Origin of the sequence: Erwinia sp. B116 (assembly GCF_002865965.1) — a bacterium.
In the GTDB taxonomy this organism is placed as follows: domain Bacteria; phylum Pseudomonadota; class Gammaproteobacteria; order Enterobacterales; family Enterobacteriaceae; genus Erwinia.
In genome coordinates, this window is record NZ_JRZZ01000039.1 from 2,791 (window position 1) to 26,652 (window position 23,862).

Annotated in this window: 21 protein-coding genes and 2 pseudogenes; 13 read left to right on the forward strand and 10 right to left on the reverse strand. The window is 55.9% G+C overall.

What is annotated here, in order from left to right:
* The coding region (locus tag NV64_RS23500; protein ID WP_158239912.1) for a hypothetical protein at positions 1-501 on the forward strand (501 nt) is incomplete at its 5' end.
* 64 nt (positions 502-565) lie between these two features.
* On the opposite strand, the gene NV64_RS19160 is transcribed toward NV64_RS23500, so the two are convergent.
* A complete protein-coding gene (locus NV64_RS19160) occupies positions 566-1,075 on the reverse strand; it encodes a GNAT family N-acetyltransferase (protein WP_101506571.1) in 510 nt (169 codons plus the stop codon).
* Between the two features lie 64 nt (positions 1,076-1,139).
* On the opposite strand from NV64_RS19160, the gene NV64_RS19165 reads away from it, so the two are divergent.
* Positions 1,140-1,718 carry an XRE family transcriptional regulator gene (locus tag NV64_RS19165; RefSeq protein ID WP_101506572.1) on the forward strand — a complete coding sequence of 193 codons (579 nt, stop codon included), beginning with the start codon at positions 1,140-1,142 and terminating at the stop codon, positions 1,716-1,718.
* A gap of 166 nt (positions 1,719-1,884) precedes the next feature.
* Here NV64_RS19165 and hemB read toward each other — a convergent pair whose 3' ends face one another.
* Complete coding sequence (hemB, locus tag NV64_RS19170; protein WP_056234291.1) at positions 1,885-2,862, reverse strand: porphobilinogen synthase; 978 nt, start codon at positions 2,860-2,862, stop codon at positions 1,885-1,887.
* Between the two features lie 219 nt (positions 2,863-3,081).
* Here hemB and NV64_RS19175 point away from each other — a divergent pair, with 219 nt between their 5' ends.
* From NV64_RS19175 to NV64_RS19185, 3 genes are all read left to right on the forward strand, one after another.
* The gene (locus tag NV64_RS19175; protein ID WP_101506573.1) at positions 3,082-4,422 is read left to right on the forward strand and encodes a sodium:proton antiporter; all 1,341 of its coding nucleotides are present in this window, start codon (positions 3,082-3,084) and stop codon (positions 4,420-4,422) included.
* Between the two features lie 146 nt (positions 4,423-4,568).
* Positions 4,569-6,749 (forward strand): bifunctional diguanylate cyclase/phosphodiesterase, encoded by a 2,181-nt coding sequence (locus NV64_RS19180; RefSeq protein ID WP_233209043.1) that lies wholly within the window; start codon positions 4,569-4,571, stop codon positions 6,747-6,749.
* Positions 6,750-6,905: 156 nt separating this feature from the next.
* Complete coding sequence (locus NV64_RS19185; RefSeq protein ID WP_082502308.1) at positions 6,906-8,180, forward strand: MFS transporter; 1,275 nt, start codon at positions 6,906-6,908, stop codon at positions 8,178-8,180.
* A 175-nt stretch (positions 8,181-8,355) separates the two neighbouring features.
* Here the strand turns inward: NV64_RS19185 and NV64_RS19190 are convergent, their stop codons facing one another.
* From NV64_RS19190 to NV64_RS19200, 3 genes are all read right to left on the reverse strand, one after another.
* Positions 8,356-9,876, reverse strand: coding sequence for an aldehyde dehydrogenase family protein (locus NV64_RS19190; RefSeq protein ID WP_056234090.1), 1,521 nt, complete (start codon positions 9,874-9,876; stop codon positions 8,356-8,358).
* Positions 9,877-10,301: 425 nt separating this feature from the next.
* Positions 10,302-10,775, reverse strand: a complete 474-nt coding sequence (locus tag NV64_RS19195) for a hypothetical protein (protein ID WP_101506575.1) — start codon at positions 10,773-10,775, stop codon at positions 10,302-10,304.
* A 129-nt stretch (positions 10,776-10,904) separates the two neighbouring features.
* Positions 10,905-11,627, reverse strand: coding sequence for a glutamine amidotransferase (locus NV64_RS19200; RefSeq protein ID WP_101506576.1), 723 nt, complete (start codon positions 11,625-11,627; stop codon positions 10,905-10,907).
* Between the two features lie 236 nt (positions 11,628-11,863).
* Between NV64_RS19200 and NV64_RS19205 the strand changes: the two genes are divergently transcribed.
* Together NV64_RS19205 and NV64_RS19210 are read left to right on the forward strand one after the other, a co-directional pair.
* Positions 11,864-12,769, forward strand: a complete 906-nt coding sequence (locus NV64_RS19205) for a DMT family transporter (RefSeq protein ID WP_101506577.1) — start codon at positions 11,864-11,866, stop codon at positions 12,767-12,769.
* A gap of 16 nt (positions 12,770-12,785) precedes the next feature.
* Positions 12,786-14,198 (forward strand): CoA transferase, encoded by a 1,413-nt coding sequence (locus NV64_RS19210; RefSeq protein ID WP_101506578.1) that lies wholly within the window; start codon positions 12,786-12,788, stop codon positions 14,196-14,198.
* An 11-nt stretch (positions 14,199-14,209) separates the two neighbouring features.
* On the opposite strand, the gene NV64_RS19215 is transcribed toward NV64_RS19210, so the two are convergent.
* A complete protein-coding gene (locus NV64_RS19215; protein ID WP_101506579.1) occupies positions 14,210-14,782 on the reverse strand; it encodes a molecular chaperone in 573 nt (190 codons plus the stop codon).
* Between the two features lie 1,118 nt (positions 14,783-15,900).
* Positions 15,901-16,338 carry a hypothetical protein gene (locus NV64_RS23260; RefSeq protein WP_146005522.1) on the reverse strand — a complete coding sequence of 146 codons (438 nt, stop codon included), beginning with the start codon at positions 16,336-16,338 and terminating at the stop codon, positions 15,901-15,903.
* A gap of 116 nt (positions 16,339-16,454) precedes the next feature.
* Here NV64_RS23260 and NV64_RS19220 point away from each other — a divergent pair, with 116 nt between their 5' ends.
* The 3 genes from NV64_RS19220 (at position 16,455) to NV64_RS19230 (ending at position 17,663) form a co-directional block, all read left to right on the forward strand.
* Complete coding sequence (locus tag NV64_RS19220) at positions 16,455-16,769, forward strand: hypothetical protein (RefSeq protein ID WP_101506580.1); 315 nt, start codon at positions 16,455-16,457, stop codon at positions 16,767-16,769.
* 100 nt (positions 16,770-16,869) lie between these two features.
* Positions 16,870-17,211, forward strand: a complete 342-nt coding sequence (locus NV64_RS19225) for a hypothetical protein (protein WP_101506581.1) — start codon at positions 16,870-16,872, stop codon at positions 17,209-17,211.
* A 164-nt stretch (positions 17,212-17,375) separates the two neighbouring features.
* Complete coding sequence (locus tag NV64_RS19230) at positions 17,376-17,663, forward strand: hypothetical protein (protein ID WP_101506582.1); 288 nt, start codon at positions 17,376-17,378, stop codon at positions 17,661-17,663.
* Between the two features lie 280 nt (positions 17,664-17,943).
* On the opposite strand, the pseudogene NV64_RS19235 reads toward NV64_RS19230, so the two are convergent.
* Positions 17,944-18,950: pseudogene (locus NV64_RS19235) on the reverse strand (IS3 family transposase); the annotation flags it as partial.
* Positions 18,951-19,016: 66 nt separating this feature from the next.
* Between NV64_RS19235 and NV64_RS19240 the strand changes: the two are divergent.
* Positions 19,017-20,039, forward strand: coding sequence for an IS110 family transposase (locus tag NV64_RS19240; RefSeq protein WP_101506583.1), 1,023 nt, complete (start codon positions 19,017-19,019; stop codon positions 20,037-20,039).
* Between the two features lie 217 nt (positions 20,040-20,256).
* Here NV64_RS19240 and NV64_RS19245 read toward each other — a convergent pair.
* Positions 20,257-20,373: pseudogene (locus NV64_RS19245) on the reverse strand (transposase); the annotation flags it as partial.
* 314 nt (positions 20,374-20,687) lie between these two features.
* Between NV64_RS19245 and NV64_RS19250 the strand changes: the two are divergent.
* Positions 20,688-22,556, forward strand: coding sequence for an ATP-dependent endonuclease (locus tag NV64_RS19250; RefSeq protein WP_233209045.1), 1,869 nt, complete (start codon positions 20,688-20,690; stop codon positions 22,554-22,556).
* Positions 22,557-22,731: 175 nt separating this feature from the next.
* Positions 22,732-22,944, forward strand: coding sequence for a DUF6434 domain-containing protein (locus tag NV64_RS19255; protein WP_101506584.1), 213 nt, complete (start codon positions 22,732-22,734; stop codon positions 22,942-22,944).
* Between the two features lie 125 nt (positions 22,945-23,069).
* Here the strand turns inward: NV64_RS19255 and NV64_RS19260 are convergent, their stop codons facing one another.
* On the reverse strand, positions 23,070-23,786 hold the full coding sequence (locus NV64_RS19260) for a class I SAM-dependent methyltransferase (RefSeq protein WP_101506585.1): 717 nt from the start codon (positions 23,784-23,786) through the stop codon (positions 23,070-23,072).
* Between the last annotated feature and the right edge of the window lie 76 nt (positions 23,787-23,862).

The following is a 23,862-nucleotide window of genomic DNA, read 5'->3' on the forward strand; positions in this document are numbered from 1 at the left end:
AGCATCGGCACCTGTGACTACGCACCACTCCGCTATCACCCCGCCCTGCAGCCCTGGGTCAGCTACGATCCCGCGGCCGGCAGGGCGCTCGCCGCACGCTACCCGGCAACCCTGTTGCACTGCTGCGACGCCCTGTGCCGGCAGGCAGGTATCGGCCTTGCCGATCCTGCCGCCTTCCATTTCTACGACCCGGTTCCCTGGGCGGCAGAGGCCGCGGCCAACGCGCTGGGCATCACCCGGCAGCGCATGGTTTCGCTGTTCCCGCATTACGGCAGCCTGGGGCCGGCGCAGAACTTCTTTGCCCTGATCGCGTTGTTCACCCACCCGCAGATGCGCGCCGGTGACGTTGCGCTGGTGACCGCCTTCGCGCCCGCCGCTGTCGCTATTGCGATGCTGTTCCGGCTCGGCCCGGTGCCGGCGTCACTGTACTCGGTGTCCGGGGATCCCCCTCCCCCGGCAGAGGCGCTGTATCGCGCCGCCACTAACCACAGCGCCCGCTGATGCCCCCGGTTTAGGGTTGCTGAGGGTGTTCAAAAGGAAAACCGCTGACTCATCGTGGCCCGCCTCAGGGCGTAACGCGATCGTCCAGCCGCAGCTGCATAAAGGTCAGATCCAGCCACTCGCCAAACTTGCAGCCGACCTGATTCACCCGCCCGCAGTCGACAAAGCCCAGCTGTTGATGCAGGGCAATCGATGCCCGGTTGCCCGATTCAATCAGCGCCACCATCACGTGTTTGCCGTGCTCGCGGGCCAGCCGGATAAGGTCAATCATCAGCTGACGCCCGATACCCTGGCCGCGTGCGTCTTTGTGCACGTACACCGAATGTTCCACGGTAAAACGGTAGCCGTCCTTCGACTGCCAGTCGCCGTAAGAGGCGTAGCCCAGCACCCGGTCAGCGGCATCGACCATCACCCGCACCGGAAAACCGCCCTGCTGACGCTGGGTGATCCAGGCTACCCGGTCGGCGCTGTCCACCGTCCGGTCGGTCCAGATCGCTGTGCCGTTCAGTACGGCGTCGTTGTAAATCTCTGCGAGCACTTGCGCATCGCGTTTGGCTGCATCACGAATCTGCATGGCTGGACACCCCGGGATTATGTCACTAAAGTAGACGAATGTTTTACTATGGTAGTTATCCACTATGACAGATGAATTGTCCAGTAAAGAAGACGATATCAACCGCCGTATCGGTCAGCGGGTACGGCTGGAGCGGGAATCGCGCGGCTGGTCGCTGACCGAACTGGCACAGCAGTCCGGCGTGTCGCGGGCGATGATCCACAAGGTGGAGCGCGGCGAAAGCAGCCCGACCGCCGCGCTGCTGGCGCGGCTTTCCGGCGCCTTTGGCATGAGCATGTCGCAGCTGATCGCCCAGAGTGAGATCCAGCCCGGCACCCTGCTGCGCCACGCGCAACAGCCGGTGTGGCAGGATCCGGAAAGCGGCTACATTCGCCGCCACGTCTCCCCCGGCACGCTGCCGCTGGACGTGGTTAACGTTGAGCTGCCGGCCGGCGTGACGGTGCCGATGGCGGCGATCTCCTATTTTTCGCGGCGGCAGCTGATCTGGGTGCTGGAAGGCGCGCTGACCTTCCAGGAGGGTGACAAGGTGTTTGAGATGGCGGCAGGCGACTGCCTTGAGCTGGGCGACCCGGCCGACTGCGCGTTCAGCAATCGGAGCGGCCAGCCCTGCCGTTATGCGGTGATGGTGCTGAAGGCGGGCTGAGGGCAGGGGATCGCATCCGCTATCGCCCGCCCCACAAAAAACCGTTGGCTAACCGGCCACTCTGTCAGCCGCGTTGGCCGACAGAAGAAGTCGCTGATTTGCCGATCTCAATATCAAAACCAGATTTCGCTCTGTCCCCGATGCTCCGGGCCGCCGCCATCACCGATTACAGAATTTTTTTCTCGGCCAGATCGAGTGCGAAGTAGCTGAAGATAATGTCCGCACCGGCGCGCTTGATCGCCCCCAGGCTCTCCAGCGCCACGTCGATCTCGCTGATTGCACCGGCCTGCGCGCCAAACTTGATCATCGCGTACTCACCGCTCACCTGGTAAGCCGCTAACGGCAGGCGGCTGTGCTCGCGCACGTCGCGCAGAATATCGAGGTAGGCACCGGCCGGTTTGACCATCAGCGCGTCCGCCCCTTCGGCTTCATCAATCAGCGACTCGCGGATCGCCTCGCGGCGGTTCATCGGGTTCATCTGATAGGTTTTACGATCGCCCTTCAGCGAGGTGCCGGCGGCTTCGCGGAACGGGCCGTAGAAGGAGGAGGCGAACTTGGTGGAGTAGGACATGATCGCCGTGTCGGTAAAGCCCGCCGCGTCCAGCGCCTGGCGAATCGCCCCGACCTGACCGTCCATCGCCGCAGAAGGAGCGATAAAGTCGGCACCCGCCGCCGCGGCCACCACCGCCTGCTTACCGAGGTTAACCAGCGTCGCGTCATTATCCACGCCGTGGTCGTGCAGCACGCCGCAGTGGCCATGGCTGGTGTATTCACAGAAACAGGTGTCGGACATCACGATCATCTCCGGCACCGTCTCTTTACAGATGCGCGACATGCGCGCCACCAGCCCGTTCTCATTCCAGGTATCGCTGCCGTCGGCGTCGGTATGGTGGGAAATACCGAAGGTCATCACCGAGCGAATGCCCGCTTTCGCAATACGCTCGATTTCATACGCCAGCCGTTTTTCCGGAATACGTACCACGCCCGGCATGGCGGCGATCGGTTTGTAGTCGTCAAGACCCTCTTCAACGAAGATTGGCAGCGCCAGATCGTTGATGCTGAGAGCACTTTCCTGGAACAGGGAGCGGAGAGAAGCGGTCTGGCGTAAGCGTCTTGGGCGCTGGGAAGGAGTATAAATGGACAAAACGACCTCGGTTTCGCGCATCAGCCACCGGCGCATCAGCACCGATGGTGACAGGGATGAATAGTGCGCTAACACTACTCTTTTGCACCGAAATTGACAACCTTCGGCACTTTCCCGCGCGGCCAGGGGCACAGAATGCGTATGTGTAAATGTTACCGTTAACAAATTTCCCCTCTGGCGTCCATACTGAAGGGTTACTCGATCACTGTGGGGAAAAAAATGGGCTTTCTGGGCTGGACGGCCGCCACCGGCGGTCTGCTGTTACTGATGTCGCTGGCCTCGGGCTGGATCAGCCGCGGGCCGGTGACCGGCTTTGCACTCTATCTGCTGGCCGGGCTGCTGTGCGGCCCCTGGGTGCTGGGCCTGCTGTCGGTGGATATTGCCGCGCACGCCGAACTGACTAAAAATCTGACCGAAATCGCCATGGCCGCGTCGCTGTTTATCACCGGCCTGAAGCTGCGGCTGCCGCTGAACAGCCACGGCTGGCGGATCGGCCTGCGGCTGGCCTTTCCGGCGATGCTGCTGACGGTGGGCGGCGTCACGCTGGCCGCCCACTGGCTGGCGGGGTTCAGCTGGCCGCTGGCGCTGGCGTTTGGTGCCATCGTCGCGCCCACCGATCCGGTGCTGGCCAGCCTGATCTCGGTCAATGACGCCCGTGACAGCGACCACCTGCGCGTGTCGCTCTCCAGCGAGGCCGGGATGAATGACGGCACCGCCCTGCCGCTGCTGATGCTGGCGATGCTGCTGTTTGAGCAGCAGGGAGCGCTGTCCTGGACGGCCTTCGGCCGCTGGGGGCTGGTTGACGTGCTGTGGGCGATCGGTGCGGGCTGCCTGATCGGCTTCGGCTTTGGCCGGCTGATCGGCCAGTACGCCACCCATCTGCGCCACAGCCATCAGGATGTGGCACCGAATGATTTCCTGGCGCTGGCGCTGATCGCCCTGAGCTACGCCGCTGCCCAGGCGGTGGATGCATCCGGCTTTCTGGCCGCCTTTGCCGCCGGGGTCGGGCTGCGCCGGGCAGAGATCCGCGTCAGCCGCTTTTATCCGCCGGAGGAGTACCGCGACAGCGACTGCCGTCCACCCGCCGAAGAACTGGTTAACCCCAATGCCCGCCACAGCCTGTCGGAAACCAATCCCACCGGATCGGTCGGGCTGGTGGTGAGCGACGCGCTGTCGTTCGGCGATACCATCGAACGGCTGTTTGCCGCCGCGATCATTATCGTACTGGGGGTAACTCTCGCCCACCACTGGGATGCCAACGGGCTGTGGATGGCGCTGCTGCTGTTCGTGGCGATCCGCCCGCTTTCGGTGTGGCTGGCCACCGCCGGAGCCGGAATGAGCGCTATGCAGCGCCTGACGATCGGCTGGCTGGGCATTCGCGGCATCGGCAGTATCAACTATCTGGCCTGGGCCTATACCCACGGGTTAGCGGGGGCAGAAGCGTCACGGTTAAGCGATATGGCGCTAACCCTGGTGGTAGCCAGCGTGCTGCTGCACGGCATGTCGGTGACGCCGCTGCTTAACTGGCGGCAGTCGCGGCTCGCTCAGAAAAAACGCTAACTTGTTAACGCATACTTAATAGTCAAGCTATTTAATTATCATCATTCAATGAATTATTTACTGTAAAACCGTGAGGATGTTGGTTTTCTGCTAGCATTTAAGAGGGTTTCTGGTTCTAAGAATAATTAGCCAGGATGATAATTAAAATGAAGATTTCCGAAAGTTTTCGAGCCATTTTTATTCGTGACGTACTACTGCCTCTGGTGACCGTTTTACTGATTACATTAACTGCTGCCTGCTTTGCGGTGTACTGGGCCTCCGACCGTACCAATCACGATGAAGCGCTGCAGCAGCAGAAAATCATTCAAACCACGCTGACGCAAAACCTGGAAGAGATGCTGAAACAGCAGCGCAGCCTGACCCGCTGGCAGCCGCTGGAAGACCATCTGGCACAGCCGACGCCGGACGCCGGCTGGCTGGACGACAACGTCGGCACCTGGCTCTCCGGCATGTTTGAGCACCAGCTGATTTACCTGCTGGCCGCCGACGGTGCCCCGCGTTTCCTGTGGGATCACGGCCGACGGGTCGATTCCGCTCAGTTTTCGCGGGTTAACGTGCCGGTTGGCAAGCTGCTGCGCGAGATGCAGTCCGCCAGCCCTGTCTCCTCCGCCCGCCGCGACCGGGTCAGCTTCGCGCTGATCGACAACCGGCCGGCGATGCTGGCCGTGGGCGAGGTCAGCGGCGACGACAGCCGGCGCGGCAAACTGATTATGGCCAGCGTAAAGTTTATCGATCAGGGCTGGCTGAACGCCATGGCGCAGCGCAACATGCTGACCGGGTTGCGCTTCAATCAGACCGGGGAGATTGAGCGCGACTGGCTGGGCTACCTTTTGACCAACGTTGAGGGGTCACCGATCGGCCAGCTGGAGTGGCTGGCGGACCGGCCCGGCTCCAGAATGATGCAGGTGATTGCCCCGCTGGTGGCCGGCGTGGTGCTGGTGATTACGCTAATCTGCGTGTTTATGATCCGCCGCCTGTGGATCTCCTCACTCAACCTCTCCAACTCACTGCTGCAGCTGGGCGCCAGCGAAGCGCAGGCCCAGCATCTGGCGTTTCACGACGTGCTAACCGGGCTGCCCAACCGCGCGCTGGTCGATGAGCGGCTCAATCACGCCATCGGCCGCCTGAACCGCCAGCCGGGGCGGGTGGCGCTGCTGCTGCTGGATCTCGATCGCTTCAAAATTATTAATGACACCTATGGCCACCACGCCGGAGATGAGCTGATCGTCGAGGTCGCCCATCGCCTGAGCGCGCTGATCCGCGAAAGCGATACCGTCGGACGTCTCGGCGGTGATGAGTTCGTTATTTTGCAAAATGACGTGCAGACGCCGCAGGACCCCATCGCCCTTGCAACGCGGGTGCTGGAGGCGCTGAACCAGCCGTTTGTACTGCTGGGCATTGAGACGTGGATCGGCGTCAGCATCGGCATTGCCCTCGCCCCGGACGATGCCACCGAGCGCATGGAGATGATGCGCAAGGCCGATATTGCGCTGTATGAGGCGAAAAGCCAGGGGCGCGGCCAGTACCGCTTCTTTGAAAGGGTGATGGACGAATCGGTAAAAACCCGCCAGCAGGTGGGTGCCGACCTGCGGGTGGCGCTGCAAAACAAACGCGACCTCGCCGTTCATTACCAGCCGCTGATGGATATTCACGGCCAGCAGGTGCTGGGGCTTGAGGCGCTGATGCGCTGGCACCACCCGGTCCACGGCGCGATTTCACCCACCGAGTTTATTCCGATAGCCGAAGAGATGGGGCTGATTTCATCGCTCGGCGAGTGGGTGCTGGAGGAGGCCTGTCGGGTGGCCAGACGCTGGCCGAACCTGACCATCGCGGTTAACGTCTCCCCGCTGCAGTTCCGCGCCAGCGGCTTCGTTGAGCGCTATACCACCATCGTGCAGAGTGCTCAGGTCTCCCCTGCCCATATTGAACTGGAAATCACCGAAGGGGTGCTGATGGAAGATGAGAAAGCGGCGCAGAGCATCATCAGCCAGCTTCGCCAGGTCGGGTTCCGCATCGCGCTGGACGATTTCGGCACCGGCTACTCCAGCCTCAACTACCTGAGCAGTTTCCCGGTGGATAAAATCAAGATTGACCGATCCTTTACCCAGTCGCTGGGCATCACGGAAAACTCCAGCGCCATCGTTGAATCGGTGGTTAAACTGGGCCACGCCATGGGGCTGACGGTCACGGCGGAGGGGGTAGAGAACAACGCGCAGATGAGCGCGCTGGCCGACGCCGGCTGCAATCAGCTGCAGGGCTATCTGTTTTCCCAGGCGGTGCCGGAATCGGAGATCGCCGCGTTGATTGAACAACGCAAGGCCGACTGACGGGCGGTCGCCGGGGGCCTATTTCCCCGGCTGCGAGGTGTCTGAACGGAAATGGCTTTTCACCCCTTTTTTATCCACTATCTTGTGGGGTAGGATCGCTACACTGCGTTGAGCCGTTCCGACCTTCGCCACCCATTGCGCTATAAGGAAGTCGTCATGTCCCGCCAGCTGCTGCTTGCTATTCTTGGGCCAATCCTCGGGCTGCTGATTATCAGCCTGGGCAATGGCTTTATTTCATCGCTGACCTCACTGCGGCTCGACGCGGCAGGCGTACCGGTAACCCTGACCGGTCTGGTCTCTTCAGCCTATTTTATCGGGCTGGCGCTGGGAGCCATATTCAGCGATCGTCTTATTACCCGCACCGGGCATATTCGTGCCTACAGCAGCTTTGCCTCGCTGATTGCCGTGACCATCCTGCTGCAGGGGCTGATTTTCGATCCCTGGATGTGGTTCACCCTGCGTTTACTCTGTGGCTGGGCCTCGGTTGGCGTTTATCTGGTTATTGAGAGCTGGCTGCTGATGTCGGCAGATAAGGAGAACCGTGGCCGCCTGCTGGCGCTGTATATGATCGCCCTTTACGGCTCCGGCGCCGGCGGGCAGGCCGCGCTGGGGTGGATCGACAGCCTGGGGGTGACCCAGCCGTTCCTTATCGCCGGAGTTCTGGCTTCACTGTCGGTGCTGCCGGTGGTTATGATCCCCCGCGTTTCACCGCTGCTCGAACCGGTGGCACCGGCCTCCGCCCGTAAGCTGCTGCGCAGCTCGCCCTCCGGCGTTGCCGGCTGCCTGGGTTCCGGGGTGGCGATTGCGGCGGTCTATACGCTGCTGCCGCTGTGGTTGCAGCATCAGGGTCTGTCGGTTGATTACGTCGGTTATATGATGTCCAGCGTGATTCTGGGGGCAATGCTGCTGCAGTATCCGGTCGGCCGCTGGTCGGACAGAACCAGCCGTCAGGTGGTGATGATCGCGCTGTGCGCCTTCTGCGCCGTGCTGTCGCTGGCTATCCTTGCGCTGGCTTCCGTCCCGGCCGGGCTGGCCGTGGCGCTGTTTCTGCTTGGCGGCGGCATCTTCTCGCTCTATCCGGTGGCCGTCAGCCACTCGGCCGACTTCGCACCGCCGGATACCATGGTGAAGCTGATTCAGGGAATGCTGCTGGTCAATTCGCTGGGAGCGGCGGTCAGCCCGCTGAGTATTGCTCCGGTCATGACGGCAGCGGGTACCGGCGCGCTGTTCTGGGTGCTGGCCCTGCTGCACCTGGCGCTGATGCTGTTCTTTATCTGGCGGCGCAACGAACGGCCGGCACCGGTGCCGGTAGCACCGTTTGAACCGCTGACGCAGATGACGCCGGTAGGGGCCGAACTGCGCGTGTCGGAAGAGCTGATGACGCAGAACGCCGGGGAGGAAACGGAAGCGGAACCGGTGACGCAGGGTTAGCCGGAATCAGGCTCAGGCTCAGGCTCAGGCTCAGGCTCAGGAAAAATATGATGGTTGCCTCAGTGCAGGATAGCTAAATCGTTGCCGGGCCGAAAATATCTGCGTGAAATAATAATCAGGCCGGGATTTCCCGGCCTGATGACTTATCAGTTTTCACTCTGTTGCCGTTACGGCCTCAGAAGAAGCCCAGCGGCTGCACGCTGTAGCTGACCAGCAGGTTTTTGGTTTGCTGGTAGTGATCGAGCATCATCTTATGGGTTTCACGGCCGATGCCGGATTTCTTGTAGCCGCCGAACGCGGCGTGCGCCGGGTAAAGGTGATAACAGTTGGTCCACACCCGCCCCGCCTTGATCGCCCGCCCGACGCGATAGGCGCGGTTAATATCCCGCGTCCACACCCCTGCCCCCAGCCCGTAAATAGAGTCATTGGCAATGGCGATGGCCTCCGCTTCATCCTTAAAGGTGGTAATGCCGATCACCGGCCCGAAGATCTCCTCCTGGAACACGCGCATGCTGTTGGTGCCCTTCAGCAGGGTCGGCTGGATGTAGTAGCCGCTGTCCAGACCCTCGCCGAGTTTTTCCACCCCACCGCCGGTGAGGATTTCCGCCCCCTCTTTCTGCGCAATCTCCAGATAAGAGAGGATCTTATCAAACTGCTGCTGCGACGCCTGCGCGCCGACCATGGTGTCGGTATCCAGCGGGTCGCCGCGCTTAATGGTTTTCACCCGCTTCATCACCGCGGCGATAAAGGGCTCGTAGATTGACTCCTGCACCAGCGCACGCGACGGGCAGGTACAGATTTCGCCCTGGTTGAGGAAACCGAGCACCACCCCTTCGGCGGCTTTCTCAATAAAGGACTCTTCCGCCTGCATAATGTCTTCGAAGAAGATATTCGGCGACTTGCCGCCCAGTTCAACGGTGGACGGGATCAGGTTTTTCGCCGCCAGCTCGAGGATATGACCGCCGGTGGCGGTGGAGCCGGTGAACGCCACCTTGGCGATGCGCGGATGTGACGCCAGCGCTTCACCGGCTTCGCGACCAAAGCCGTGGATCACGTTAAGCACGCCCTTCGGCAGCAGGTCGCCGATCAGCTCCACAAACAGGGTGATCGACAGCGGGGTCTGCTCGGCGGGTTTCAGCACCACGCAGTTACCGGCGGCCAGCGCCGGCGCCAGTTTCCACGCCGCCATCAGCAGCGGGAAGTTCCACGGAATAATCTGCGCCACCACCCCCAGCGGTTCGTGGAAATGGTAGGCGGCGGTAAACTCATCGATTTCCGCCGCCGATCCTTCCTGGGCGCGAATGCAGCCGGCGAAGTAGCGGAAGTGGTCAACGGCCAGCGGCAGGTCGGCGGCCAGCGTTTCGCGCACCGGCTTGCCGTTATCCCAGGTCTCATTCACCGCCAGCGTTTCCAGATGTTCTTCAAGCCGGTCGGCAATTTTCAGCAGCGCCAGCGAACGCGCCTGCACCGAAGTTTTCCCCCAGGCGTCGGCCGCCGCGTGGGCGGCATCCAGCGCCTTCTCCACGTCGGCAATACCCGAACGCGGGAACTCACCGATGGTCGAGCCGTTGACCGGCGAGGTATTGGTAAAGTAGAGGCCGTTCACCGGCGCGACAAATTCACCGTTAATGTAGTTACCGTAATGCTTTTTCAGCGTAATCAGTGAATCGTGGTTTCCCGGATAGGCATAGCGCATCATCGTTCCCCTTTATCATCCACTCGCCGCAGCGAACCATTGTTAACAATTGAATAACTCACAGTTAACAATAACAACCGATACTGAAATGTCAGACAGGCGATGATGAAACTGTGACGCAGGCGTAAGGAAAGTGATGCTACCCGCGGCTGCCCCCTACTGCGGGTCGGAAAACAGAGCGGTTATGATAAGGACGCCGGCCAGGATCCTGTGCGTTGCTGCACAGATTGCTGCCTGGTGAATCTTCCTTCAGCAGCGGTGCAGGCTTCGGCGGCAGGTTATAAATCTCTCTGATCTCCGCCTCGGTACGTATAATTCTCACGCCCTCAGGGGTGTTTATAGTGCCGGTAATTTCTCCTCTTTTGAACGCCTGCCATATCTCTGCATGTCGGGCTGCATTGCGCAATTTCCGCTCGTTGACGGGCTCAGTTTTCCTTCTGGTAACACGTTTGCGTGCGTATGACATATCCTCTCCTGTCCGGGTCTAAGCCAGATTCCAGCGTGGTGCCTTTACCCAGCCTGCGGTTAATAATTCTGGTATAGACTTCAGCGAGCGCTTTTCTTTCGGCGCTGAAGACGTACATTCCTCCACGATATTGCTGGTAATGATCGTCAATGACCTTCTCTATTTTCCTGAGAACCAGCACCGGTGACACGCTTTGTTGAGCCGGTGGCTGAAAGCGCGTATTTTTAGTAATATTTTCAGCCAAATCAAAGGTCACTTCCCAGCAGCCTCTCGCACTGAACTGATAGTATTTTGGGAAAATTACCGATGAATCATACAGATTCCCGGCAGATATGTGTTGCAGCTTAACCTGATACTCGACGCCTTTAGTTTCAAAAAATGCCACTGATAACGTCGAGTATTGGGAAAGGATAAATTGCGTAAACTCAGTCATACAAATCCCCTCTGAATACAGGTTCTGAATTTACCCCTCTTATTTAATTGTTGTCATAAGCAATGTAATTAACAGGAAGACGACATACAAAATAACGTTGTATGCCGTTTGCATTACATTAATTTGCGATCAGGCTCGCAGCGCCTGCGGCTGTTCACTGAGCAGAAACTCGCGCATCAGCTGCAGCGGCCAGCGGGCTTCCTGCTGGTGCTGCATCAGGCTCACCACTTCGCTGGCGGGCAGGCTGTTCTGCAGGCAGGCGGTCATGATTCTGCCGGTGAACTCCGGGTGGAACTGCACCGACAGCGCATGGGGGGTGTAGCGCAGGATCTGGCAGGGTTCCAGCTCCGATGCGGCCAGCACCTGTGCGCCCGGTGGTGGCGTCAGCACCGACTGGCGGTGCGACAGCCAGGCGGAAAAACTCCCCGGCAGCGCGGCCAGCAGCGGATCCTGGCCGCACGCATCATCGCGGTGCAGCTGCTGCAGACCGCGCTCCCAGCCGTTCGGGTTATCGCCGACTTCGCCACCCAGCGCATAGGCCATCAGCTGATGGCCGTAGCAGACGCCCAGCAGCGGCAGCCGGGCCTGCACCGCTACGCGGATCCACGCGGCGGTACGCTCGCTCCACTCCGCATGATCGGTGACCATCGCCCAGGAGCCGCTCAGTACGGCCGCAGAGATTGTCGCCGGATCGGGCAGCGGTTCGCCGAGATGCGGCTGCACCACCACGTACTCACCCTCGCGCAGCGCCAGCGCCTCGACGAACCACTGACGCTGTTCGCCCACCTCGCGGCTGACCGGCTGCGGCGGGGTTTCCAGTTGAATAATGGCTAAGGGTAATTTCACGCTCATGGTCGCTGGCTCCTGCCTTGTGAGATTCGAATCATCATTAAATAATCGCATGTCGTTGAAAAGCTGTCTTATAACTTTTACCGATGACCTTATCCTGCTCGCCCTACGGCCGGGGCGGCCACACGGGCGCTGAAGGGGTCAAAAAATGAAATAAAGGTGCCGTTTCGGCTCTCAGCGACGTCATTTCATGCCATGATAAGCACTGTTACGTTTTCTGCGCGTTTAAGGATCCTGCGGTGGCTCTGCGTCATTTTTTCCTGGTTTTGCTGGTGGTTTCAATCTGGGCTTTCAATAACATCGCCATTAAATGGGGGCTGCAGGATCTGCCGCCGCTGCTGATGACGACGCTGCGTTTTATCGTGGTGGCGCTGATTCTGCTGCCCTTTACCCGCGTAACGCGGCACCAGCTGGCTTACCTGCTGCCGCTGGCCTTTACCTTCGGCTTTATGCATTTCTCGCTGCTGTTCGTCAGCCTGAGCCTGACCGATGCCGGCACGGCGGCGGTGATCGTCCAGCTGGGCACGCCGATTGCCATGCTGCTGGCGATGGTGGTGTTAAAAGAGAAGCTGAAGCTGGTACAGCTGCTGGGCATTGCCGTTTCGCTCTCCGGGGTGGTGGTGCTTTCGGGCAGCCCGACCATCTCCAGCGGGTGGGTGCTGCTGCTGCTGCTGACCAGCGCCTTCGGCTGGGCCGTCAGCAATATGATCGTTAAAAAATCGCCGCCGATCGGCCCGCTGACCCTGACCGGCTGGCTGTCGTTCCTGGCGATCCCGATGGTCGGCGGTGCCTCCTGGCTGACCGAATCCGACCAGCTGACATTACTGCTACACTCAAGCTGGCGCGGCTGGTTTGGCATTCTGTTCAGCGCCATCGGCTCGTCGATTGTCGCCTATTCGCTGTGGTACAGCCTGCTGCGCCACTATAATGTCAATCTGATCATGCCTTATTCACTGCTGACGCCGGTGCTGGCGGTGGTGATGGGCGTGACCATTCTGGGCGACAGCCTGAACGGCTTTAAGGTGGCCGGGGCGCTGCTGGTGATTCTCGGCACCGCGATTGCGGTGCTCAACCTGCGCAACCTGCGCATGCATGCCCGCCTCTCCAGGCTGCGGCTGCCGCGCCGCAGCAACCGTTCTCACTGAATATCAGGAGGGAAGCATGGAGAGTGAGCTGATGACCACGCTGTGGCAGCAGCTGTGGCATGGTTTACGTTACGATACCACCCCACTACCGCCGCTGCAGGTCAGCGGTGACGCGGCGTTAACCGCCGCGTTTCCGGTCAGTGAACTGGCGGCTACCAGCATCGCGCTGGCGGCACAGGCGGCCGCCAGCCTGACCGGCAATCCGCAGCCGCCACGTATCGATGGCATACTGGCTTCGCGCTGGTTCCACCAGGCGCTGCGGCCGATCGGCCACGCGCTTCCCTCCCTCTGGGACGCCTTCGCCGGTGATTACGCCACCGCCGACGGCTGGATCCGCCTGCATACCAACGCCCCACACCACCGCGAGGCGATGGAGCAGGTGCTGGGGCGGCACCGCGACCGGCAGCAGCTGGCTGAGACGCTGCAGCGGCATAACGCCATCGCGCTGGAAGAGGAGGTGGTCGCCGCCGGGGGCTGCGCCGCCGCGTTACGCAGCGAAGCGGCGTGGCTGGCGCATCCCCACGGGCACACGGTCGGCCGTGAAGCGCTGATTGAACAGAACCTGCAGCCCGCCGGCCCGCCGCCGCGCTGGCCGCTGCCCCCCGCGCGCCCGCTGCACGGCGTGCGGGTGCTTGACCTGACGCGGATTATTGCCGGACCGGTGGCCAGCCGCTTCCTCGCCGGGCTGGGGGCGGACGTGCTGCGTCTGGATCCGCCGGACTGGCAGGAGCCGGTGCTGGAACAGGAGGTGACGCTGGGCAAGCGCTGCGCGCGGCTTGATTTGAAGTGTGCCGACGGACGTCGCCAGTTTGAGCTGCTGTTAAGCCAGAGCGACGTGCTGATCCACGGCTACCGGGCCGATGCGTTAAGCCGCCTCGGCTATGACGAAGAACGGCTGCAGGAGCTGAGCCCGGGGCTGATTGACGTCAGCCTCAACGCCTGGGGCTGGAGCGGGCCGTGGCGCAACCGGCGCGGCTTTGACAGCCTGGTGCAGATGGCCTGCGGACTGGCGGATGCCGGGCGCCAGCGTTTCGGCGGCGATGCGCCGGTTCCCTTACCGGTACAGGCGCTGGATCACGCCACCGGCTACCTGATGGCGGCGACGGTGCTGGAGGGGATGCGCCAGCGCGTGCTGCATCACAACGGTTTCAGCGCCCGGCTGTCGCTGGCGCGCACCGCCTGCCTGCTGCAGGAGCACCCCTATCTGCCGACCGTGCAGCCCGGCGGCCTGCCGCCGCAAAGCGCCGCCGACGAAGAGCAGGAGCTGGCGCTCACCGGGTGGGGCCTGGCCGCCCGGCTGCGATCGCCGTTCTGGCTGCCCGGCACGCCGCTGCTGTGGTCGCGTGCGCCTTCTGCCCTGGGCTCGGCGCTGCCGCGCTGGCAGAGCCTGCATCTGGCGGGAAGGCACAGCGGGGATTACGGGGGGTAATCCCTGCCCCCTTACTCCGTCTCTTCTTCGCCGCCCTCTTCCTGCTCGGCCAGCTCGTCGCGCATGGTCTGCAGCGCCTCGCGGCTGATTGCGGCCAGGGTGCGGTAAAACGCGGTGCCCGCGTGGGCTTCCACCTTGCCGAGAAAGGCACCGCACCACGGCAGCAGATACTCGTCAAACAGCGTGACCTGGGCCAGATACTCATCGGCCTCCGACTGGTCTTCCAGCCAGGAGGCGGCCAGCAGCAGCGCACCGATATGATCGGCCGGCGCATCGCTCAGCGGCATGCCACGGCTGGATAAAAAGGCGCGCACGTCCGCTTCCTGCGGGCCGTTCTCCCACTGCGACGCGTAAGGCGGCACCTTACACTCGCTGCCGACGAACAGCGCGTTATAGTCGCTGGCCAGCAGCTGCGGGTCGCAGTTCTGCTGCAGGCGGGTTAACAGCTCATCCTGCTCCAGCGGCCAGTGTTGCTGCAGCTTGCCTTCACGCAGCAGGGTAAACAGCGGCACCAGCAGCGGGTCCTGCGGCTGGCGGTTGTACAGCGAGCCAAGAATGCGGCAGAGGATGGAGAATTCGTTCATAAGGGATTCCGGTTAAATTTAGTGACACTGTCACAGTGCCTGGCGTCATCAGGGTGACCGACTGAGCACAGGCTGAGGGCGGTGGATTGCTGCGAAGTATATAACAGCTGTAGTGGGAGGGAGTGGATTTATTCTTTTTGGCCGGTGTTAGCAGTCAGCCAGTTGAGATGTGTGCCTGTTGTTGAAAAAGCTCAGAGTCACTCCTTTAAAGGGGCAGCAGGAAGCGGGTGCCACCGGGAGAGCCTGGTCATCACTCTTTTTAGGTCATAAGCGCCATATAGTCCACTCAGCGTGGTTCAAAAGGGGCTACCTCATTCTCTTCACTGCTGACGGCCGGGTAAGGCTGCTTTAGTAAAAGCCGGGATGGTGTGCAGTTTAGGCGTCTGTCACAGACTGCTCAGGGCTTACCGTGCAACTGACAACTTCGCAACTGAGTTAAATGAAACTTCATCTGGTCACTTCATGTCGCTAAGGCAGCGTAGAGGGCTGTCTGCACAGGACTCGACAAACTTACTTATGTTCTGTAACGTCTGCTCTGTGCCAGAAGCGGAAGTTGCTAATAACATTTTGTGTGGATTACGGGGGTCAGGTCATACTATCCAGGCTTGTGCATTGCTCAGCGTGTCGGTAGGCATCCCATCTTCACGATCTCGCCAGTCACGGACAGTACTTTCATCGTAGCCGTATGTTCGGGCAATAGACCGTAGTGAGACTTGTGTTGTAGCCATAGTGTGTTCCTTCTTCTATGGCTTATTTATGCAGAATGCGGGGCGGGGATGAATATTTGATGAATATATATGCGTGAGCATTCGGTTTTGAACCCACGCATTGAGTGAGGCTGGCGGAGAACCTATCAGATTGTCATTAACGTTGATTTTTTCTTCTATAATTCCAATTGGTATACTTTTCTTTTATGAATTGTAAAATGAAGTATGACGCTCCTAAAGTCAAAAACCAGCCAATTATACGTAGACTTTCCTTTTCAGTCGTGATGATAACAATACCGCCTGAGAAAGATAGTAAACAGACACCGGATAAAGGATAACGAACCATAAAATATATCCCTATCGCCCATAGCATAGGAGAATCTTTGAAAAGATTACCTAATAGGTCACACATTAATTACAACCATCAACACTAAAGGTTGTAATCATCATCAATTCATTTTCCAGATACAGCTCAGCCTTAATTTTGACATTAGGATTTTTGCCACTGGCTGTAACAAGATCGATACTTGACTTGTTCTCGAATTTAACCAATTCAGCTGTTCTTGTACACCGATCATGTTCGCATTTGACAGCAGAAAACCGTGTTGAATGAAGAACTGTTGAGGAAGCGGACTCAGGACTTTTGAACTGAAATGTAAGAAATTTATCACTCAACTCCAATTGGCCTGTAGTTTTAACAGGTTTGGAATAACGGCCATCTTTGGCCATTCTACCAAAGTATTGAGTGGATGAAATTACGTCACATGAGTATGAGTTAGCTTCAACATAACCTGAATATAATACAAGAACTGCCACGAGATTGGTGAGCACATTTTTTTTTCTGAACATACTTACGCCTCTAGTTTTTGACACTTTACACTGGCTGATACTTCATCTTCAAGTACTGGATCATCCCGTCATCCTTGGCATACTGTACAAAAATACAGTGTCGTAAGGAGAACATCATGGGTAAGAACGGCTTTAACCCCGGGCAGTCGGCAGGCGTACAGTACTTCTACGAAGAGAAGGAACGTATGACGGTTCTGTACGCTGGTTCAGAGCTACCTGGTAACGGTATCGTCAATGGTGAGGTTGTCTTCATCCAGCGGTCTGACAAAACCTTCTGGTACGGACGTACCTACCACAACATGTACTGGCTTGAGTTTCAGGAGCTGATAGAGACGGTTATGGTCGGAGTCTTTCACGTTAGAAGTGAAAAGCACGTGGCCGAGCTGCATCAGGATAACGATTTTGTGGACCGGTGGGAGTTGCCTTTCTGAGCACAACGATTAATTTGACTTATGCAACAGCCATAAATGGTAGTTGTTGATTTGTTAATAAATTGATAACGTATTGCCTGTTAAAGTACAGGGAATTGTCATGAAAGTACGCTACATCGTTGCTGTTAGTGCTGTCGCCATTGCTTCTGTAATGGTCTACAGGCTTTGGGATCGTCCAGTTCAGGCCAGTACTGTCAGTTGTGATAACGTGTCTCAAGGGGCTGCTGTTGCTGCTCTTGAGCATGATCTACTTCAGCAGGATGCCTCAAAGTTCAATAAGGCTCGTATACTGATAGGTCAGATTACCTATGATTCAGAAGCCATCAGTATAGGACTGTCTTCTGTCTCGATCCCCTTCAGCCTGTCCGGTAGAGTTACACGCGAGTATGTGGCACAAGTTAGCTGCATGGACACTAGCCAAATTGAGTACTCTGAAAAATGAAACGCCTTTGCCCACTGTAGTTTGACAGAACTATCCCACCAGGGATGCAGTAGGCAAAGGCGTCTTAATTATAACATAAGGCTGCTGATAAATTTTATTGCAGTAGCAAGGTCATCGATAACGGTTTTAAACTAACCTGTATACTAAAGAGTGAGAATTTTTCCATGAAAATGATTTCGTACTGGAAAAGCCCGAAAGAGATTTACAGTGATGATGAGTTTGTTTTGATCATAGGAAATTATGACCATTTGAACCAAGATAACGGGGGTTACAAGGCTCTGGGAGTGCATTGGGGTAACTATCCTCAATCAAGGGGTATTCTATCGCCATGTGTCATCCCCGATAGTACACGCAGTGCCATTCTTTCTGGACTGTTGCATAAAGCAGTTACAGAAGGTGACATACAGAAGATCGAGTCAATCACAGAAGCAATCACATTCTTCAATGATTGAAAATATAGACAGTTAACAGTATGAGGTTAGCTTTAATCTTAGTACTGTACCTATTCACGTTTGCTGTTCTAATTTTCAAGTGCCTTCAGTACTATAATCACTAAGGACACTGGTACTGCATAAATCATCAGCTTCTGATAATAGTGCGTGAAGTTTAACTCCTTCCCATATACACCGTTCAGAATTACCCATACAGGCAAAGCAAGTGCTAGTACTGTCTTCAAGTACAGTACTGGATACGTCAAAAGAGTGACCTGCCCCCCAAGATTAGATACAACGCTCAGTTAGTAATGTCGGATCCTTCTCTCTCAGAATTACCCTTTCTCCAGGCCGCCGCAAATTCAGACGGCGTCTGATAATTCAGCGCGGAGTGCGGGCGGCACTCGTTATAATCCTGACGCCATTCACTGATGGTTTTCCTGGCATGACTGACGTCACTGAACCAGTGTTCATTCAGGCATTCATCGCGAAAGCGTCCGTTAAAACTCTCAATAAATCCGTTCTGTGTCGGCTTGTCGGGCTGGATAAGCCGCAGCTCCACGCCGTGCTCAAAGGCTCATTGATCGAGCGCGCGGCAGGTAAACTCCGGCCCCTGGTCAGTTCTTATCGTCGCCGGATAACCGCGAAACAGCGCAATGCTGTCCAGAATACGCGTGACCTGCACGCCTGAGATCCCAAAGGCAACGGTGACAGTCAGGCACTCCTTCGTGAAGTCATCGACGCAGGTAAGGCACTTGATCCTGCGACCGGTAGCCAGTGCGTCCATGATAAAATCCATCGACCAGGTCAGATTGGGCGCTACCGGGCGGAGCAGCGGCAGACGTTCTGTTGCCAGCCCTTTACGACGTCGTCTGCGCTTTACGCTCAGCCCGCTGAGATGATAAAGGCGGTACACGCGCTTGTGATTAACATGAAGCCCTTCACGGCGCAGTAACTGCCAGATGCGGCGGTAGCCAAAACGCCTGCGCTTCAGTGGCAGCTCAGTGATGTGCCCTGATAAATGGGCATCAGCAGCTGGACGCCGGCCGTCATAGCGGCAGGTCGACAGGGACAAGCCTGTGAGCCCGCAGGCACGACGTTGCGACAGACCGGTCGCATCACACATTAACATCACGGCTTCGCGCTTCTGGTCTGTCGTCAGTACTTTCGCCCAAGAGCCACCTGAAGCGCCTCCTTATCCAGCATGGCTTCGGCAAACAGCTTCTTGAGTCTGGCGTTCTCTTCCTCAAGCGACTTCAAGCGCTTAACCTCGGGCACCTCCATACCGCCATACTTTTTACGCCAGGTAATGGGATGGACTACCTCCTCCCTTTGCGCTTAACTGAACAAAATACGTTCAGCAGGAGAATAAACATGAATATCGTCTATCTGGGTATCGATCTGGCTAAAAATGTTTTTCAACTCTGTGGCTTAAACCAGGCTGGAAAACCTCTCTACACGAAACGCGTTGACCGAAAAATACTGCTTCAGACAGTAGCCAATTTACCAGCCTGCCTGATTGGTCTGGAAGCCTCAACGGGAGCATTTTACTGGCAGCGTGAGTTTGAAAAACTGGGACATAAAGTAAAAGTCATCAGCCCCCAGTATGTTAAACCTTTTGTTCGCGGGCAAAAAAATGACGGCAATGATGCATTGGCGATCGCGATAGCGCTGATGCAGCCCACGATGAAATTTGTCCCGCCAAAAAGCCCGGAGCAGCAGGATATTCAGGCCTTACATCGTGCAAGGCAACGGATCGTCAATCATCGTACTGCGACAGTCTGTCAAATGCGAGGGTTGTTGCTTGACCGAGGGATCCCCATTGGTACCGCTGTCACAAGGGCCCGTCGGGCTATTCCTTTGATCCTGGAAGATGCTGAAAACGGGCTTAGTGCACGTATGCGTAGAACGATTGCGGAACTCTATGATCTCTTTTTAGATCTCGAACGGCGTATAAGATTTTTTGATAAAGAAATCGACATCGTTTTCAAACAGTCCGAAGCCTGTCAGCGTATTGCTAAAGTGAAAGGTATTGGCCCCAAAACCGCCACAGCCGTTATTGCGGCGATTGGTAAAGGAACAGAATTCAAAAATGGCCGCCATTTTGCTGCGTGGCTTGGCCTCGTACCACGTCAACACTCGAGCGGAGACAGACAGGTACTGATGAACATGACGAAAAAAGGCGACAAGCATCTCCGGACCCTGTTTATTCATGGTGCCCGCGCTGTTGTCAGAGTGGCTACAAATAATAACTATGGCTATTTAAATCAATGGGTTAATCAACTAAAGGAACGGCGCGAATTCAACAAAACGACTGTTGCAGTTGCCAACAAGAATGCCCGGATCATATGGTCAATTCTTCATAACGAGACAGAATATCAACCAGCAACAATATGATACTTGCCTTAAAAGTTGCAGAGTATTGAAAAATGGTAACAGGTTGCACCTGCACAATCGGAACCTGATTTTTATACAGGCCTTCGAGGCCGTCCAGTTGTTGAGGCGATTGTGTGCGGATTACCCATTTGGGCACAGGAACTCCTGATGCCGGATAGATGTAAGCAACAACCTAAAACCAGATTCAATGCTTGCAAAACGGAGGTAGTCCATAGATGTAAAAAGTTGCCTCAGAAATCCCCATCTTTCTGCAGACTTCCTCCACCCGAGTACCTGTTTCCGCCTGCATCAGGGCAAAGGCTATCTGTTCTTCGGTATAACGCGTCTTTTTCATGACGGATGACCTCGTTTGTTCAGAGAAAGAAAGGCCGGAACCCCCACTTTACGCCGGTACTGAACAAAGGGAAGAGATCACGGACTTCCTTTGCAAGGCTGCCCCAACAAAATTTAGTGTAAATCTGAGCAATTATCATGGTAAAATATTCGAGTTATGAATGTATATTTTCGTCCTAACGAACAGTGTTTTTCTGTCAGATTATTAAATCTTACTTACTTCGGTTTATTATTAAAAATATAGGGCGCAAGGGATAAACCATAATTAAAAAATGGAAGCCCTTTTGCTGAAAATGCCATGCAGAATAAGGAGTGATGCAAGTGAGTTTCCCTCTAGAATTGACAGCGCAAATTTCTGGTCACAATGAAAAATTCAATCACAAGGTCACTTTAAACAACGGCCTTACCATTCTACTCGGCCCTAACGGTTCTGGAAAAACGCACCTTTTGAGGGGGCTAAAGCAAAGTCTACACCAGCATACAAATGGAAAGCATGTGCGTTTTCTCTCTGCTGGACGAATGGGGATGTTGGAGCAGTACAGGTCAGACTATGACGGGCATCGTGGAGGCTCACCACACTACGATAGAGCAAATTATGGGAGTAAGAGCGATGCTGTTCGCAGACATCAGATGGAAACAATTAATGGTGATTTCCAAACGCTTGCTGAACGGGCTGATATTCTAATTAAAATTCAAGAGAGGCTTCGGAAATTATTCAAGCGCGACATTATTATTGAATGGGATGGTGGATCACTAAAGATATTATTTTCGAGATTGGATATAGAAGAAAAATCATACTCGTCTGGCAGAGAAGCATCCGGATTGATGCATTTAGTTGGGATTTTAGCTGCACTTTATGATGATGATGTAGGTGCGCTCCTTCTAGATGAACCGGAGGTTTCCTTGCATCCTCAGTTACAGGCATTTCTTCTTCATGAAATCCTCAGTGTCTCGGGCCACCCCTCTGAGGGAGGTAATAAAAAGATTGTTATCATCGCAACTCATTCAACAGAAATGCTCCAAATTCAAAAACCAGAAGACTTACTATCTCTCGTCTTCTGTTATGACCTAATCAGTGAGCCAGTGCAAATTCCAGTTGATGCTGGCGAACTCAAAAATAAAAAAGTACAAAACTTAATTGCCCGTCTCGGACAAGAGCATAAATTATCACTGTTTTCCAAGCGGCCTTTATTAGTTGAAGGGCCCTCTGACGTAATGATTTGCAGTGCGCTTGCAAACAAGCTTGATGTACATCTCGAAGCTGCTGGATCACAGTTATTACCTGTGATTGGTAAAGGACAGATGCCAACCGTGGCAAAATTATTACGATTACTCGGCAAAAAACCAGTTGCGTTGGCAGACGCTGATGGAATCGCTGATGGTCTTGATCTTGTCAACTCATACCTTAATGATAATCCCACCGCAGAAAGACGAGCAAGTGAGCTAGGATATCGATCCTCCCAACAAATGGTTAGTGCCATATTCACGGATTTTTGCAAATTGGTAGATTGCCGATGGAATGAAATTTCTGTAATTGCTGAATCGCACCCGTATTGGGTGAACAAGAAAACCGAGGAAGAGACACAAGCAAAGCGTCGCTCTGCTTTCTGTACACTTTTCACTATCGATGATAATGAATTATCAAATTTAACTAAGGACAATGAGTGGAGTAGTATAAAGACCCGTTTAAATGTGCTACTCGACCTGCTGGAACAGTGTGGTCTATTTATTTTACGCAAAGGTTCGGTAGAGTCTTACTATCAGAGTTCAGATCCATTTACTTCGATTGGAAAGCCAAGTGCAGCTGTTGGTGAAATTGATCATATCAATCAGCTGTCGCATGACGATGTTAACACAGGATATTCAGATTTGATCCGCTGCGTCCAGCATGCCTCGAGCACTGAAGTAATATGTGAGGCTGATGCGCTGAGAGATCTTTTACTTTCGATTGTTGCACCCGCACATGCCAGACTAAAGAGCGGAGAATCCTCAACAAATTTCAATAACCTGGCTCGTTCAATCTTGGGGGATCGTTCTAAAATATTTGACTTGGATATTGAAGGTGAAAAACTTGTTATTTCAATTAAGAGTAACATTCTTAACGTTAGAGGTTTTCCCGTAACTATTGGAAAAGATGATGATGTACTAAAATGTATCAATGCAGCCCTTGCCGCTAATCTTTAACTAATTAGTTGAGCGGGCCTGCGTGAAGAAGGCTAATCCATGTAGACGTCCGCTCTTCGCTCATAGCATACTTTGCCTGTGACGCACTTCAGCATCGTGCCAGATGCGGACAGCTGGAAGCCAGTGTGTTAAGTTTAAAGGCTGCCATTGTGTGGCGTAATACAGGGGTAGAGAAGTGAATATCGACTGGCACAGTGCTTTACTGACACGCTTCACCGTCGTTGATAAAGGCTACAGGAATACACAAAACGTTCGCCGTTTCATGGTGGGTGAATGTGGTGCGGATTTTCGATTTGATCGTGAATTTATGGCCTGGATTCGAAATGATGTATCAAAAAATTTGGGCGATGTTGTTGATGAATGGAAGCGCAGGCATCCCTCCCCGTGAGGAACGTCCGCTCATCTTTCACCGCAGTCCTTCAGGCGGATGATGACAACCAGGACGCTCATCGACCAAAACACCCTCAGGCACCCCGCCACAAATGAGTCACCGAAGCCTGCTCCTCGGGTCGATCACTTCACGCCAGGTGCTCGTCGGGCCAGCCAGGCTCCCCAGAACAGGCTGGAAAAGAAGCGTACAGGGTCCATAAAACCCGCGTCGTTAAGCAAGGCAAAAACGACATTTTCCGACAGGGGTGGCTCCGCGCCCTGCAAAATTTTGTTCATTTTAGACTGCAGCTCTTCCGCCTCCGCGCCGTGCATTCGCCAGCGATTGGCCCATGCCGCCATCAGCAAAGGTTGCGAAGCATACGCCCGATAGTTTCCCGCAACGACCAGCGGCGCCCCCGGTTTCAGACGTATGGCAATCTGGGCCAGAATATCGTGCTTCGCCTCATCACCGGGTAGATGGTGCAGCACGCCAGTCATGATGGCGGCATCAAACGCGGGGGAAGCATCCAAATCTTCGAGCGCACCGAGCACGGTTTCAACCCGGTTTGCCACCCCTGCCCCGGCTACGCTCATGCGGGCAAGTTCCAGCATCGGTTGCGAGGGATCGACGGCGACAAAAGACCAGTGCGGCTCCAGTGTCGCTGAGGCGATGATTTCACCAGCCGTTCCCCCGGCACCTACCACCAACACATGCGCAGGCTTTCCATCCCCCAGCGCAGCAGAGAGCATGCAGGCAGAAAGTTCGTGGCAGGCATCATATCCGGCCAGGGCAATCCGGCTCTGTCGTGCGTATTCCCCGGCGCGAGTCGCGTCGAATTTAGCGGCAGAATCTTGTGGCATAGCTTCTCCAGTCAATCGTTTAGGTCAACATAGGGCATTGAAGTAGAATAAAAGATTCAGGGTAAGGCCGTTTGAG

Coding starts and splice junctions, on each gene's coding strand:
- NV64_RS19160 (WP_101506571.1), bottom strand. CDS start 1,075: ATGCAGATTCGTGATGCAGCCAAACGCGATGCGCAAGTGCTCGCAGAG.
- NV64_RS19165 (WP_101506572.1), top strand. CDS start 1,140: ATGACAGATGAATTGTCCAGTAAAGAAGACGATATCAACCGCCGTATC.
- NV64_RS19175 (WP_101506573.1), top strand. CDS start 3,082: ATGGGCTTTCTGGGCTGGACGGCCGCCACCGGCGGTCTGCTGTTACTG.
- NV64_RS19180 (WP_233209043.1), top strand. CDS start 4,569: ATGAAGATTTCCGAAAGTTTTCGAGCCATTTTTATTCGTGACGTACTA.
- NV64_RS19185 (WP_082502308.1), top strand. CDS start 6,906: ATGTCCCGCCAGCTGCTGCTTGCTATTCTTGGGCCAATCCTCGGGCTG.
- NV64_RS19190 (WP_056234090.1), bottom strand. CDS start 9,876: ATGCGCTATGCCTATCCGGGAAACCACGATTCACTGATTACGCTGAAA.
- NV64_RS19195 (WP_101506575.1), bottom strand. CDS start 10,775: ATGACTGAGTTTACGCAATTTATCCTTTCCCAATACTCGACGTTATCA.
- NV64_RS19200 (WP_101506576.1), bottom strand. CDS start 11,627: ATGAGCGTGAAATTACCCTTAGCCATTATTCAACTGGAAACCCCGCCG.
- NV64_RS19210 (WP_101506578.1), top strand. CDS start 12,786: ATGGAGAGTGAGCTGATGACCACGCTGTGGCAGCAGCTGTGGCATGGT.
- NV64_RS19215 (WP_101506579.1), bottom strand. CDS start 14,782: ATGAACGAATTCTCCATCCTCTGCCGCATTCTTGGCTCGCTGTACAAC.
- NV64_RS23260 (WP_146005522.1), bottom strand. CDS start 16,338: ATGTTCAGAAAAAAAAATGTGCTCACCAATCTCGTGGCAGTTCTTGTA.
- NV64_RS19220 (WP_101506580.1), top strand. CDS start 16,455: ATGGGTAAGAACGGCTTTAACCCCGGGCAGTCGGCAGGCGTACAGTAC.
- NV64_RS19225 (WP_101506581.1), top strand. CDS start 16,870: ATGAAAGTACGCTACATCGTTGCTGTTAGTGCTGTCGCCATTGCTTCT.
- NV64_RS19230 (WP_101506582.1), top strand. CDS start 17,376: ATGAAAATGATTTCGTACTGGAAAAGCCCGAAAGAGATTTACAGTGAT.
- NV64_RS19240 (WP_101506583.1), top strand. CDS start 19,017: ATGAATATCGTCTATCTGGGTATCGATCTGGCTAAAAATGTTTTTCAA.
- NV64_RS19250 (WP_233209045.1), top strand. CDS start 20,688: ATGCAAGTGAGTTTCCCTCTAGAATTGACAGCGCAAATTTCTGGTCAC.
- NV64_RS19260 (WP_101506585.1), bottom strand. CDS start 23,786: ATGCCACAAGATTCTGCCGCTAAATTCGACGCGACTCGCGCCGGGGAA.